This is a genomic window from Streptomyces sp. NPDC086077 (assembly GCF_040686175.1).
Lineage (GTDB): Bacteria > Actinomycetota > Actinomycetes > Streptomycetales > Streptomycetaceae > Streptomyces.
In genome coordinates this window covers 21,537-33,634 of record NZ_JBFBJT010000079.1, presented here as the reverse complement: position 1 = coordinate 33,634, position 12,098 = coordinate 21,537, and the positions used below count along the sequence as shown (strand labels likewise).

Annotated in this window: 11 protein-coding genes; 4 read left to right on the top strand and 7 right to left on the bottom strand. The window is 72.0% G+C overall.

The window, feature by feature from the left end; genetic code table 11:
* On the top strand, positions 1-404 hold a 404-nt coding region (locus tag AB0O67_RS22585), incomplete at its 5' end, for an ATP-binding protein (protein ID WP_365452707.1).
* Here AB0O67_RS22585 and AB0O67_RS22580 read toward each other — a convergent pair.
* From AB0O67_RS22580 to AB0O67_RS22560, 5 genes are all read right to left on the bottom strand, one after another.
* Positions 343-1,791, bottom strand: coding sequence for an amino acid permease (locus AB0O67_RS22580; RefSeq protein WP_365452705.1), 1,449 nt, complete (start codon positions 1,789-1,791; stop codon positions 343-345). The two genes, AB0O67_RS22585 and AB0O67_RS22580, sit on opposite strands and share 62 nt — an antisense overlap.
* A gap of 123 nt (positions 1,792-1,914) precedes the next feature.
* Positions 1,915-2,922, bottom strand: a complete 1,008-nt coding sequence (gene argF / locus AB0O67_RS22575; protein WP_365452703.1) for an ornithine carbamoyltransferase — start codon at positions 2,920-2,922, stop codon at positions 1,915-1,917.
* Positions 2,923-3,054: 132 nt separating this feature from the next.
* Positions 3,055-4,278: an arginine deiminase gene (locus tag AB0O67_RS22570; RefSeq protein WP_365452701.1), complete on the bottom strand. Its 1,224-nt coding sequence runs from the start codon at positions 4,276-4,278 to the stop codon at positions 3,055-3,057.
* Positions 4,279-4,391: 113 nt separating this feature from the next.
* Positions 4,392-6,956, bottom strand: a complete 2,565-nt coding sequence (locus tag AB0O67_RS22565) for a polynucleotide kinase-phosphatase (protein WP_365452699.1) — start codon at positions 6,954-6,956, stop codon at positions 4,392-4,394.
* The gene (locus tag AB0O67_RS22560) at positions 6,953-8,431 is read right to left on the bottom strand and encodes a 3' terminal RNA ribose 2'-O-methyltransferase Hen1 (protein ID WP_365452697.1); all 1,479 of its coding nucleotides are present in this window, start codon (positions 8,429-8,431) and stop codon (positions 6,953-6,955) included. The genes AB0O67_RS22565 and AB0O67_RS22560 overlap by 4 nt, the downstream gene beginning before the upstream one ends.
* 185 nt (positions 8,432-8,616) lie before the next feature.
* Between AB0O67_RS22560 and AB0O67_RS22555 the strand changes: the two genes are divergently transcribed.
* A complete protein-coding gene (locus AB0O67_RS22555) occupies positions 8,617-9,465 on the top strand; it encodes a DUF4232 domain-containing protein (RefSeq protein ID WP_365452695.1) in 849 nt (282 codons plus the stop codon).
* Positions 9,465-9,947, top strand: coding sequence for a hypothetical protein (locus tag AB0O67_RS22550; RefSeq protein ID WP_365452693.1), 483 nt, complete (start codon positions 9,465-9,467; stop codon positions 9,945-9,947). The genes AB0O67_RS22555 and AB0O67_RS22550 overlap by 1 nt, the downstream gene beginning before the upstream one ends.
* 40 nt (positions 9,948-9,987) lie before the next feature.
* Here AB0O67_RS22550 and AB0O67_RS22545 read toward each other — a convergent pair whose 3' ends face one another.
* The gene (locus AB0O67_RS22545) at positions 9,988-10,911 is read right to left on the bottom strand and encodes an LLM class F420-dependent oxidoreductase (protein ID WP_365452691.1); all 924 of its coding nucleotides are present in this window, start codon (positions 10,909-10,911) and stop codon (positions 9,988-9,990) included.
* A 255-nt stretch (positions 10,912-11,166) separates the two neighbouring features.
* Between AB0O67_RS22545 and AB0O67_RS22540 the strand changes: the two genes are divergently transcribed.
* Positions 11,167-11,373, top strand: a complete 207-nt coding sequence (locus tag AB0O67_RS22540; protein ID WP_365452689.1) for a hypothetical protein — start codon at positions 11,167-11,169, stop codon at positions 11,371-11,373.
* Between the two features lie 174 nt (positions 11,374-11,547).
* Here AB0O67_RS22540 and AB0O67_RS22535 read toward each other — a convergent pair whose 3' ends face one another.
* Positions 11,548-12,018 (bottom strand): DUF6099 family protein, encoded by a 471-nt coding sequence (locus tag AB0O67_RS22535; protein ID WP_365452687.1) that lies wholly within the window; start codon positions 12,016-12,018, stop codon positions 11,548-11,550.
* Between the last annotated feature and the right edge of the window lie 80 nt (positions 12,019-12,098).

The window sequence follows — 12,098 nt, the reverse complement described above, 5'->3', positions numbered from 1 at the left end:
CGGCGGCCGTGCCCGTGGCCCGCGCGCTGGTCCGTACGGCGCTCGCGGAGCTTCAGCACGGCACGGACAGCGACACCGCCGAGCTGCTCACCGCCGAGCTGGTGGCCAACGCCGTGGAGCACACCGCGGGCGACGCCCCGATAGAGCTGGTCGTGGAGCTGCTGCCGAGCGGCTGCAAGGTCGAGGTGCACGACCCCGACCCCGCGCCGCCCGGCAACCTCACGCGGCCCGCCGAGTGCGAGCCCGACCCCTGGCAGGAGCACGGGCGCGGCCTGCTGCTGATCCGCACGCTGAGCGCGTCCTGCGGTCACCGACCCACCGAGTCCGGCAAGGCGGTGTGGTTCAGACTGCCTGTCGTACCGCGTCAGCGGCAGCCCCGGTACCAGCCGCGTCCGGCGTCGTGACCCGCGCCATTCGCGAGTTTCGGCGCCCGTAGCAGAGGTAGACGAGCAGCCCCACGGCGAGGAACACCGCGAACTGCGCCCACGTCGTCCAGCCCGTCTCGTACATCAGGTACAGGCAGAAGCCGACGCCCAGCAGCGGCACCACGGGGTACAGCGGCACCCGGAAGGTGCGGGGCAGGTCCGGCTCGCGGCGGCGCAGGGCGATCACCGCGGCGTTGACCACGGCCATGACGGCGAGCGTGCCGATGGTGCAGAGGTTGACCACCGCGTCCAGCGACGAGAAGGCCGCCGGGACCGCGAAGACGATCGCGATGATCAGGGTGCCCGCGACGGGCGTGGCCGTGCGCGGCGAGACCTTCTGGAAGACGCGCGGGACGAGACCGTCCCGGGACATCGACATCAGGATGCGGCTCTGGCCGTACATCACGGCGAGCACCACCGAGGCGATCGCGACGACCGCGCCGAAGGCGATGATCCCGCCGCCGATCCCGGAGCCGGTGACCCGGTCGACGACGTAGGACAGCGCGGCCGGCCGGCCGCCGACCGCGTCGCCGCCGACGGCACCGATCGCCGCGAGCGCGACCGCGCAGTACAGCACGGTGACCACGCCGATGCAGACGAGGATCGCCACCGGGATGTCCCGGCGCGGGTTCTTCGCCTCCTCGCCGGCGGTGGTGATCGCGTCGAAGCCGATGTAGGAGAAGAAGGCGGCGGTGGTGCCCGCGCCGATGCCGGCCAGTCCGGCCGGGGCGAACGGCACGAGGTTGCCGTCCTTGAAGGCGCTGAAGCCGATCGCGCAGAAGGCGACGAGGATGGCCAGCTTGAGCACGGCCATTGCGGCCGTGGCCCGGGCGCTCTCCCGCACGCCGCGCACCAGCAGGACGGCGGCCATGGCGATGACCAGGACGGCCGGCAGGTTGACGACGCCGCCGTCGCCGGGACTCGCGGAGAGCGCGGCGGGCAGTTGGAGGCCGATGAGACCGTCGAGGAGTTCGTTGACGTACTGGCTCCAGCCGACCGCGACGGCGGAGACCGAGACGCCGTACTCCAGGAGCAGGCACCAGCCGACCAGGAAGGCGGTGGTCTCGCCGAGCCCGGCGTAGGCGAAGGAGTACGAGGAGCCGGAGACCGGGATCGCGCCGCCCAGCTCGGCGAAGGCGAACGCGGTGAACACGCAGGTGATCGCGGCCAGCACGAAGGAGACGACGACCGCGGGACCGGCTTGGGCGACCGAGTCGGACAGGCCGACGAAGATGCCGGTGCCGACGATCGCGCCGACGCCGAAGCAGATCAGCTGGAACAGGCCCATCGTGCGCTTGAGGCCGTGGCCCTCGCGGTCGGCGCCGGATTCGGCCACCAGGAGGGCGGGGGATTTGGTGCGGGGCATGCGGGCGGTGCTCTTTCTGGGGACGGGGTGCGCCCGGATGGGGCGCGCGACGGCCGCGGAAGGGATGGCTCCGGGCCGCCGGTCAGCATAAGGCCTGATCAGAGGCGTTCCGTAGGAGACGGCTCACGCCAGGGTGGCGACCAGGACCGCCTTGATGGTGTGCAGCCGGTTCTCCGCCTGGTCGAAGACGACCGAGTGGGCCGACTCGAAGACCTCGTCGGTGACCTCCAGGGAGGCCAGCCCGTGCCGCTCGTGGATCTCGCGGCCGACGTTGGTGCCGAGGTCGTGGAAGGCGGGCAGGCAGTGCAGGAACTTCACGTCCGGGTGCCCGGTGGCGCGCAGCACGTCCATGGTCACGGCGTACGGGGTGAGCGCGGTGATCCGTTCGTCCCACACCTCCTTGGGCTCGCCCATGGAGACCCAGACGTCGGTGGCGACGAAGTGGGCGCCGAGGACGCCCTCGGCCACGTCCTCGGTGAGGGTGATCCGCGCACCGCTCGTCCTGGCCAGCACGCGGGCCCGGTCGACGACCTCCTGGGCGGGCCAGTAGGCCCTGGGGGCGACGATTCGTACGTCCATGCCGAGCAGGGCGCCGGTGACCAGGTAGGAGTTGCCCATGTTGAAGCGGGCGTCGCCGAGGTAGGCGAACGCGGTCTCCGGCAGCGGCCCGGTGCCGTGCTCGGTCATGGTGAGGACGTCGGCGAGCATCTGGGTGGGGTGCCAGTCGTCGGTGAGGCCGTTGAAGACGGGTACGCCGGCGAACGCCGCCAGCTCCTCGACCTTGGCCTGGCTGTCCCCGCGGTACTCGATCCCGTCGTACATCCGGCCGAGCACGCGGGCGGTGTCCTTCACCGACTCCTTGTGCCCGATCTGCGAACCGGAGGGGTCGAGGTACGTCGTCGAGGCCCCCTGGTCGGCCGCCGCCACCTCGAACGCGCAGCGGGTGCGCGTCGACGTCTTCTCGAAGATCAGCGCGATGTTGCGGCCGCGCAGATACTGGGCCTCGGTCCCGGCCTTCTTGGCGGCCTTCAGCTCGGCGGCCAGCTCGATCAGGCCGAGAAACTCCCGCTCGGTGAAGTCGAGCTCCTTGAGGAAGTGGCGGCCTGCGAGGGCGGTCGGGACTGTCGCCATGAGGGGCGCTCCAGAAGTACGGGGTCAGGGACAAGGGCGCTGAAAGTCTATACGAAGTTCAGAATTTCTATACATCCCCTGTCTGCGGGCCGCCCTACCCGTGCAGCGCCTGTCTCCACGGCGTCGCCACGCCTATACGGGGTCCCGCTGCACGGGGCAGCTCATGCAGCGCGGCCCCCCTCTTCCCCGCCCCAGCTCGCTGCCCGGGATCTCGATCACCTCGATGCCCTGCTTGCGCAGATGGGTGTTGGTGGTGGAGTTCCGTTCGTAGGCGACGACCACGCCCGGTTCGACGGCGAGCACGTTGCAGCCGTCGTCCCACTGCTCACGCTCGGCCGCGTGCACGTCCTGGGTGGCGGTCAGGACCCTGATCTCGCTGAGCCCGAGCGCGGCGGCGATCGCCCGGTGCATGTGCTCCGGCGGGTGGTCGGTGACCTTCAGCTCCTTCTCGCCGACGCCCGGCTCGATGGTGTACGAGCGCAGCATGCCGAGCCCGGCGTACTGGGTGAACACATCGCCGTCGACCATGGTCATCACCGTGTCGAGGTGCATCAGGGCGCGTCGCTTGGGCATGTCCAGGGCCACGATCGTCTCCGCGGAGCCCGCGGCGAACAGCTTGTGCGCCAGCATCTCGACGGCCTGCGGGGTGGTCCGCTCGCTCATGCCGATGAGCACGGCCCCGTTGCCGATCACGAGCACGTCCCCGCCCTCGATGGTCGACGGGTAGTCGGCCTGCCCCTCCGACCAGAGGTGGAACCTTTCGTCACGGAACAGCGGGTGGTGCCGGTAGATCGCCTCGAAGTGCACGGTCTCGCGCTGCCGGGCGGGCCAGCGCATGGCGTTGATGGAGACGCCGTCGTAGATCCAGGCGGAGGTGTCACGGGTGAAGAGGTGGTTCGGCAGCGGTTCGAGCAGGAAGTCGTCGAGGTCCATGACGTGGAAGCGCACGGAGGTCGGCTCCGCGTGCGCGTCCAGGAACTCCCGTTTGGTCATCCCGCCGACCAGCGCCTCGGCCAGCTCCCGCGTGGGCAGCGCCTCGAAGGACGCCCGGAGGTGGTCCGTGGCCAGCGGACCGTACTCCTTCTCGTCGAAGACCCGGTCCAGTACGAGCGTGCGGGCCGCCGGGATCTCCAGGGCCTCGACGAGCAGCTCGCCGAACAGGTGGACGGTGACACCGCGGTCGCGCAGCACGTCGGCGAACCCGTCGTGCTCGGCGCGGGCGCGGCGCACCCAGAGGACGTCGTCGAAGAGGAGGGCGTCCTTGTTGCTGGGGGTGAGCCTTTTGAGCTCTAGATCCGGCCGGTGCAGGATGACGCGGCGCAGCCGCCCGGCCTCGGAGTCGACATGGAATCCCATGCCTCCATCCTGACCATTCGCGCTCCTGTTCACCCCCGCTTTCGGCAGGTCGCCCCCGTGGCACGGGGCCGGACCGCGCTCAGGGCACGGTCCGGCTCACCGGCCACGGACGGCTACAGCCGCGGGTCCACCGGCTCCGACTCCAGGGCCAGCACCCCGAACACCGCCTCGTGCACCCGCCACAGCGGCTCGCCCTCGGCCAGCCGGTCCAGGGCCTCCAGACCGAGCGCGTACTCGCGCAGCGCCAGCGACCGCTTGTGGTTCAGGAACCGCGCGCGCAACCGGGCCAGGTTGTCCGGGCGCGTGTACTCGGGACCGTAGATGATCCGCAGGTACTCACGGCCCCGGCACTTGATGCCGGGCTGCACCAGGCGCCCCTGCTCGTCGCGCACCACCGCGCCGACGGGCTTGACGACCATGCCCTCGCCGCCCCGGCCGGTCATCTCCAGCCACCAGTCGACGCCGGCGCGCACCGACTCCGGGTCACCGGTGTCGACGTACAGCCGCCGGGTGGTCTGGAGCAGGCCGGTGCCGTCGTGCTCGACGAGGCGGTCGAGCAGGGCCAGTTGCCTGTCGTGCGGCAGGGCGGCGAGGCTGCGGCCCGGTGCGGCCAGGATCTGGAACGGGGCGAGGCGTACACCGTCCAGGCCCTCCGTGGCCCAGCAGTAGCGCCGGTACGCCTCGGTGAACGACGCGGCGTCGGCCGCCCGCTCCCGCTGGCGCGCCAGCAGCGGGCCGACGTCGACGCCGCGCGCCGCGGCGTCCTCCAGAGCGGCCACCGCGCCCGGGAACACCGCCCCGGAGGCGGCGCCGACCGCCGCGTACTGACTGCGCAGCAGCCCGGACGCCTTCAGCGACCACGGCATGAGTTCCGCGTCGAGCAGCAGCCACTCGCCCGCGCCGGAGGCGCTGTCGGATGCGGCGAGCTCCGCGAACAGACCCGCCGACTCGGCCGCCGCCCGGAGCCGTCCCAGGATCTCCTCGGTGACCTGCTCGTCGTCGAAGAACGGGCGGCCGGTACGGGTGTAGAGCGACCCCGTGGGCCCGTCCACCCCGAAGCGCCTCCGCGCCGCCTCCGCGTCCCGGCACACGAGCGCCACCGCCCGCGAGCCCATGTGCTTCTCCTCGCACACGACGCGGGCGACACCGTCGTCCTTGTACTGTGCGAAGGCCTCCGCCGGGTGCTCCAGATAGCCCTCGACGCGCGAGGTGGCCGTCGGAGCCATCGTCGGCGGGAGGTACGGCAGCAGCCGCGGGTCGACCGCGAAGCGGCTCATGACCTCCAGGGCCGCCGCCGCGTTCTCCTCGCGCACCGATATCCGCCCGGCGTGCCGGGTCTCCACGACCCGCCGGCCGTGCACGTCCGACAGGGCCAGCGGCCGCCCGTCCTGCCCGCCCGGCGCCTCGCTCCGCAGCGGCTTGGCCGGCTCGTACCAGACGCGCTCGGCCGGTACGTCGACCAGTTCCCGCTCCGGCCAGCGCAGCGCGGTGAGCTTGCCGCCGAAGACGGCACCGGTGTCCAGGCAGATGGTGTTGTTCAGCCAGGTGGCCTTGGGCACCGGGGTGTGGCCGTACACCACCGCCGCCCGGCCGCGGTAGTCCTCCGCCCACGGGTAGCGCACCGGCAGCCCGAACTCGTCGGTCTCGCCGGTCGTGTCGCCGTACAGGGCGTGGCTGCGGACCCGGCCGGAGGTGCGGCCGTGGTACTTCTCCGGCAGCCCAGCGTGACAGACGACCAGTTTTCCGCCGTCGAGGACGTAGTGGCTGACCAGTCCGTCGATGAACTCCCGTACCTCCCGCTTGAACTCCTCGCTCTCGTCCTGCATCTGCGCGACGGTCTCCGCGAGCCCGTGCGTCTGCTGGACCTTGCGCCCGCGCAGATACCGCCCGTACTTGTTCTCGTGGTTGCCCGGCACGCAGAGCGCGTTGCCGGACTTCACCATCGCCATCACACGGCGCAGCACACCCGGGCTGTCCGGGCCGCGGTCGACGAGGTCACCGACGAAGACCGCCGTCCGGCCGTCGGGGTGCACCCCGTCGGTGTATCCCAACTTGCCCAGCAGCGACTCCAGTTCGGCCGCGCAGCCGTGGATGTCGCCGATGATGTCGAAGGGGCCGGTGAGGTGGGTCAGGTCGTTGAAGCGCTTCTCGGTGACCACCGTGGCGCTCTCGACGTCCGCCGCTCCGCGCAGGACATGCACCTTGCGGAAGCCCTCACGCTCCAGGTGGCGCAAGGAGCGCCGGAGTTCGCGGATGTGCCGCTGGATCACCCGGCGCGGCATGTCGGCCCGGTCGGAGCGGGCCGCGTTGCGCTCGGCGCACACCTCCTCCGGCACGTCCAGCACGATGGCGATGGGCAGCACGTCGTACTTCTTCGCCAGCTCGACCAGCTGCCGCCGGGCGTCCGGCTGGACGCTGGTCGCGTCGACGACCGTGCGGCGACCGGCGGCGAGGCGCTTGCCCGCGACGTAGTGCAGGACGTCGAAGGCGTCGCGTGTGGCGCTCTGGTCGTTCTCGTCGTCGGAGACCAGGCCACGGCAGAAGTCCGAGGAGATGACCTCGGTGGGCTTGAAGTGCCTGCGGGCGAAGGTGGACTTGCCGGAGCCGGAGGCACCGACGAGGACCACGAGGGAGAGGTCGGTGACGGGCAGGGTGCGCCCCACGGTGTCGGCGGTCATGCGGACTTCTCCTCCTTCGCGGTGCCGGAGCCGGCTGTGTTCATGGAGAACGCGGCCATCTGGGTGGGCGGTCCCACCTCGGGTTCGTCGGGCCCGACCGGACGGAACCCGACCTGGTATCCGTACCGTTCGGCGACGGACCGGGCCCACTCCTGGAACTCGGCGCGGGTCCACTCGAAGCGGTGGTCGCCGTGCCGGACGTGCCCGGCCGGGAGGGTCTCCCAGCGGACGTTGTACTCGACGTTCGGGGTGGTCACGAGGACCGTGCGGGGGCGGGCCGCGCCGAACACGGCGTACTCCAGGGCGGGCAGCCGGGGCAGGTCGAGGTGCTCGATCACCTCGCTGAGCACGGCGGCGTCGTAGCCCTCCAGCCGGTTGTCCGTGTAGGCGAGCGAACCCTGGAAGAGCTTCACCCGCGCGGCCTGCCGCTCGCCCATGCGGTCCAGCTTCAGCCGCCGGGAGGCGATGGTCAGCGCACGCATCGACACGTCGACGCCGACGATCTCGGTGAAGCGGACGTCCTTGAGCAGCGCCTGCATCAACTGGCCCTGTCCGCAGCCGAGGTCGAGGACCCGGGCGGCACCCGACTCATGGAGCGCGGCCACGATCGCCTCGCGCCGCTGCACGGCGAGCGGCGTGGGCTTCTCGGCCTCCTCCGTCTCGGCCCCGACCGCGTTGTCGATGGCCTCGACCTCGCTGTCGTCGGTCTCGGCCAGCCGCACCAGCTCGAGGCGTTCCCTCGCCTGGCGGGTCAGCGACCAGCGGCGCGAGAGGTAACGGCTGGTGATCAGCTTCTGCTCCGGGTGGTCGGGCAGCCAGCCCTCACCGGCCCGCAGCAGCTTGTCGACCTCGTCGGGGGAGACCCAGTAGTGCTTGGCGTCGTCCAGGACGGGGAGCAGGACGTACAGGTGGCGCAGGGCCGCGGCGAGGGTAAGCCTCTCGGACTCCAGCACGAGCCGCACGTACCGCGAGTCGCCCCACTGCGGGAACTCGGTGTCCAGAGGCACCGGATCGGCCGTCACCGTCCACCCGAGCGGCTCGAACAGCCCGCGTACGAGGGCGGGTCCGCCGCGGGCGGGCAGCGCGGGTATCTCGATGCGCAGCGGGAGCGGTTCGGCGGCGCGGTCGGGGCGGGCGTTGCACACCCCGCGCATCGCGCTGGAGAAGACTCCGCTCAGCGCTACGGCCAGCAGCGAGGAGGCGGCGTACGGGCGGTCGTTGACGTACTGCGCCAGGGCCGCGTCGGGGGCGCCGCCCCGGCCCTTGCCCTTGCCGCGCCGGACCAGTGCCACCGCGTCCACCTCCAGCAGCAGCGCCGCCGTGCAGCGTCGGGCGTCGGCCTCGGGGTAGAGGACGTGCGCCTTGCCGTAGGAGGTGGAGAACGCCTGCGCCTTGCCGGGATGCTTGTGCAGCAGGAACCCGAGGTCGGTCGCGGGGCGTTCTTGGGTACCGGTGGTACTGATCGTCAGGAACACGGTGGTTGCCTCGAAAGGGTCTGAAGTGCGGGTATGCGTGCCCGCGGGTCCCTGCCAACGTACCGACAACAAAGCCGGGCCACCTGGGATTTTCCGCTCGGCCCGGGTTCGGCTGTGACAGGGCTGTGACCGGAGGGGTGGCTTCCGTCACAGCTCCGCGGGGCCGGTACTGGTCGACTCGGCTGATGCGCCCCCTCCTTCTGCCCGTCTGCGCCCTGCTGCTGACGGCGTGCGGCACCCAGCACGCCGGTTCGCCGAGCGGCGGTTCGGCCTCCCCCTGTCCCACCGACCCGTCGTGGACGGAGCGGGACGGCGTCAGGATCACCGGCCTGCGCGGCCCCGCGTGCGACCGCGTCGAGTTCGAGGTCACCCACGAGGGGACCGAAGCCTTCACGTACACCGTCTCCCTCACCTTCGCGACGGAGACCGGTGTCGCGATGTCCGGCGCGCAGGAGACGGTGGAGTCGGTCGAGCCGGGCCGGCCGGTGCGGCGGACCGTCACCCTGGCCGACGGGGAGCGCGTGTCGATCTCCAAGGTCAGGAGCGTCCCCGCCGACGAGGCCCCCTCCGAGACGGGCCCGTGCCCGGCCTCGGGGGTGCGGGTCTACGCCGATCAGGGGGACGCCGCGATGGGGCTGCGGGTCGTGGGGCTGCACCTGGAGAACTGCGGCACCGAGCCGTACGCGCTCGACGGCTACCCGGAGATCGAGATCCTCGACGAGGAGCACCGGCCCGTCGACGGGGTGCGGATCCTGGACGGCGGGGACGCCATCGCCTCCGGCACGGGGGCCGACGCCCCGCCGCGGCCGCTGACCCTGGCGCCCGGCGAGCGCGCCAGGGCCGGTCTGGTCTGGCGCAACACCACGCAGTTCGGCGAGGCCGTCAACGCCCCCTACGCGCGGACCTGGGCGAAGCCCGGCGCTGCGCCCGTGACGGTGGTCCCGGAGCTGGATCTGGGGACGACGGGCAAGCTCGGGGTCGGCGCCTGGCAGCGGGACGAGCAGGAGCGGCAGCCGGAACGGCCCGCGAACTGATGGGCGACGGGCTCGTTCTCCTGCTGATCCTCGTCGTCGGCGCGGTCACCGCGTTCGGCCTGTGCGGCTACGGCTTCAGCACCCTCTCCGCGCACGGCGTGCGGCGGGCGGACCGCGTGACGCGGTTGCGCTCCGGCGCCGCCCTGGCCGGAGCCGCGGCCGCCCTCATGTACACCTGGGGGTCGCTGCATGTGCTGAGCGACTACATGGAGGTGGAGGACAGCGGTACGGGATCCTCGCCGATCCGGCCCTGCCTCGCGGCCGGGGGCCCTGAGAAGGCCGCCGTGACCATGAGCGCCGACGTCCAGGTGATACCGCTCAGGCTGGTCTGCCACACGAAGACGGGTGAGAGCTATCCGACCGGCATGCCCGGATACATCAACCCCACCGCCGCCTTCCTCGCCCTGACCAGCGCCCTGCTCGCCGTCGGCGCGGGGTACGCGTCCGAGCCGGAGGCGCGCGAGCAGGGGCGAAGCGGGTGAGGGACGCGGCGGCGGGCCGGGCCGGCCCCGCTTCTCAGGGTCAGGGCAGTTGGGCCTGGACCTGGGCGGAGATCAGCTCCAGGTGGTCCAGGTCGGCGAGGTCGAGGACCTGGAGGTAGAGACGCCCGGAGCCGATCTCGGCATAGCGGCCCATCTTGTCGACGACCTCGGCCGGGGAACCGGCAAGGCCGTTGAGCTTCAGTTCGTCGACCTCGCGGCCGATCGCGGCGGCGCGGCGGGCGACCTCCTGGTCGTCCCTGCCGACACAGACGACGAGGGCGTTGGAGTAGACGAGGTCGTCGCCCTTGCGGCCCGCCTCCTCGGCGGCGGCGCGCACCCGGCCGAACTGGCGCTCGCTGTCCTCGACGGAGGCGAACGGCATGTTGAACTCGTCGGCGTACTTGGCGGCCAGCTTGGGCGTGCGGGTCGCTCCGTGGCCGCCGACGAGGACGGGGATCTTCGGCTGGGTGGGCTTGGGCAGCGCGGGCGAGTCCTTGAGCTGGTAGTGCGTGCCGTGGAAGTCGAAGGTGCGGCCGGGCTCCGTGACCCACAGCCCGGTGACGATCTCCAGTTGCTCCTCCAGGCGGCCGAACTTCTCCTTCGGGAAGGGAATGCCGTACGCCGCGTGCTCCTCCTCGAACCAGCCGGCGCCCAGGCCGAGTTCGACGCGGCCGCCGGACATCTGGTCGACCTGCGCGACCTGGATGGCGAGCACGCCGGGCAGTCGGAAGGTGCCGGCGGTCATCAGGGTGCCGAGCCGGATGCGCTGGGTCTCACGGGCCAGTCCGGCGAGGGTGATCCAGGCGTCGGTGGGGCCGGGCAGACCGTCCCCGGAGCCCATCCTCAGATAGTGGTCGGAGCGGAAGAAGGCGTCGAAGCCCAGGTCCTCGGTGGCCTTCGCGACGGTGAGCAGGGTGTCGTAGGTCGCCCCCTGCTGGGGCTCGGTGAAGATTCGAAGATCCATGACCCCATCCTGCCTGCTCGGGCGGCCGGGCACCGCATCGGTGCGGGCCGCCGTCGCGTGGGGCGTGGCCGCGTCCCCGGCCAGGGTGAAACACGTCAACGCCGTGCACGGGTGCGCGCCCGCGCCAGTGACCGGCCCTCGTGGTGATCGTTGGCTCGGGCGGAGCCGGACCGCCCGGCGCCCGCACCGGCCGGTCGACGCCGGAGCGACACCCGGATCGGCCCCGCCCGGGGGGCCAGGGCCGAGGAGGCCGTCATGTCCGAAGAGACCGTGCCGCAGCAGGGCGGGGGCGAGGCCCGGCCGAAGGGGCTGCTGCAGCAGATGGAGGAGCTGATGGCGGCGCTGAACGCGGACCTGTCGGCGCTGGACGCCGAACTCCAGGCAGCGGGCACGAACAGATGGGCCCCGCCGGCCGCGAACGAACGAATGCCGGAACCACCGGAGGGACCGGGAGGGCTCTGAGGAACAAGGGCTGAGCTGTGGGGGGCAGCGGCCCGGATACGGCGGACTTCGCGGACCGGGCGCACCCGATCGTGCCGGTGCCCGAGACACCAGCCGTGCACCGTTCCGTCCGCCACCAGGCGGCGCACCCCGCGCCTGGTGCTCACAGCGGCACTTCAGAGTGCCCGGCGTGCTTCAGCCCGCCTCCCGTGCGGGTACCGCCTGTTCCCGGTCGGCCAGTTTGCGGAGCATCTCCAGGACGCGGTCCCTCGACTCGTCCGCCGCGTCGATGGCTTCCATGCACTGCCAGTACGTCCCCTCGTCGGGGGCGGCGCAGGTGATGCCGACCAGGGCGATGCCCACCTCGCCGAGCAGGCTGCCCAGGTGGAGCAAAGCCTGGCGGGCGTCGCCCAGCTCGGTGAGCTGGGCCGCGCGCAGCTCACCGGGGGCCAGCACCGGGGCGTCGAGCACGCCACAGCCGCGACCCGCCAGCTCGGTCAACCCCAGTGCCTCACCGCGCAGTTCCGGCGGGCCGAAGACGGCGAGGCGGCTGCCGATCGCCTGCGCCAGAGCCTGCGCCTGCCACACCTCCGTCATGATCTCGGAGACCTCACCGCCTCCTGCCAGGGCACGCCTGCTCGTCAGGATGAGCCGCACCGCGTCCATGCGTTGCCCCCGTCTGTCCCGACGCGCTCTCTCCGCACGTCTGACCGAACTCCCTTGTTCACTACCCAGCGTGAGGTCCC

Excerpts from the sequence above, each read along its gene's own strand:
- AB0O67_RS22580 (WP_365452705.1), bottom strand. The coding sequence starts at position 1,791 with ATGCCCCGCACCAAATCCCCCGCCCTCCTGGTGGCCGAATCCGGCGCC.
- argF (WP_365452703.1), bottom strand. The coding sequence starts at position 2,922 with ATGGCGACAGTCCCGACCGCCCTCGCAGGCCGCCACTTCCTCAAGGAG.
- AB0O67_RS22570 (WP_365452701.1), bottom strand. The coding sequence starts at position 4,278 with ATGGGATTCCATGTCGACTCCGAGGCCGGGCGGCTGCGCCGCGTCATC.
- AB0O67_RS22565 (WP_365452699.1), bottom strand. The coding sequence starts at position 6,956 with ATGACCGCCGACACCGTGGGGCGCACCCTGCCCGTCACCGACCTCTCC.
- AB0O67_RS22555 (WP_365452695.1), top strand. The coding sequence starts at position 8,617 with ATGCGCCCCCTCCTTCTGCCCGTCTGCGCCCTGCTGCTGACGGCGTGC.
- AB0O67_RS22550 (WP_365452693.1), top strand. The coding sequence starts at position 9,465 with ATGGGCGACGGGCTCGTTCTCCTGCTGATCCTCGTCGTCGGCGCGGTC.
- AB0O67_RS22545 (WP_365452691.1), bottom strand. The coding sequence starts at position 10,911 with ATGGATCTTCGAATCTTCACCGAGCCCCAGCAGGGGGCGACCTACGAC.
- AB0O67_RS22540 (WP_365452689.1), top strand. The coding sequence starts at position 11,167 with ATGTCCGAAGAGACCGTGCCGCAGCAGGGCGGGGGCGAGGCCCGGCCG.
- AB0O67_RS22535 (WP_365452687.1), bottom strand. The coding sequence starts at position 12,018 with ATGGACGCGGTGCGGCTCATCCTGACGAGCAGGCGTGCCCTGGCAGGA.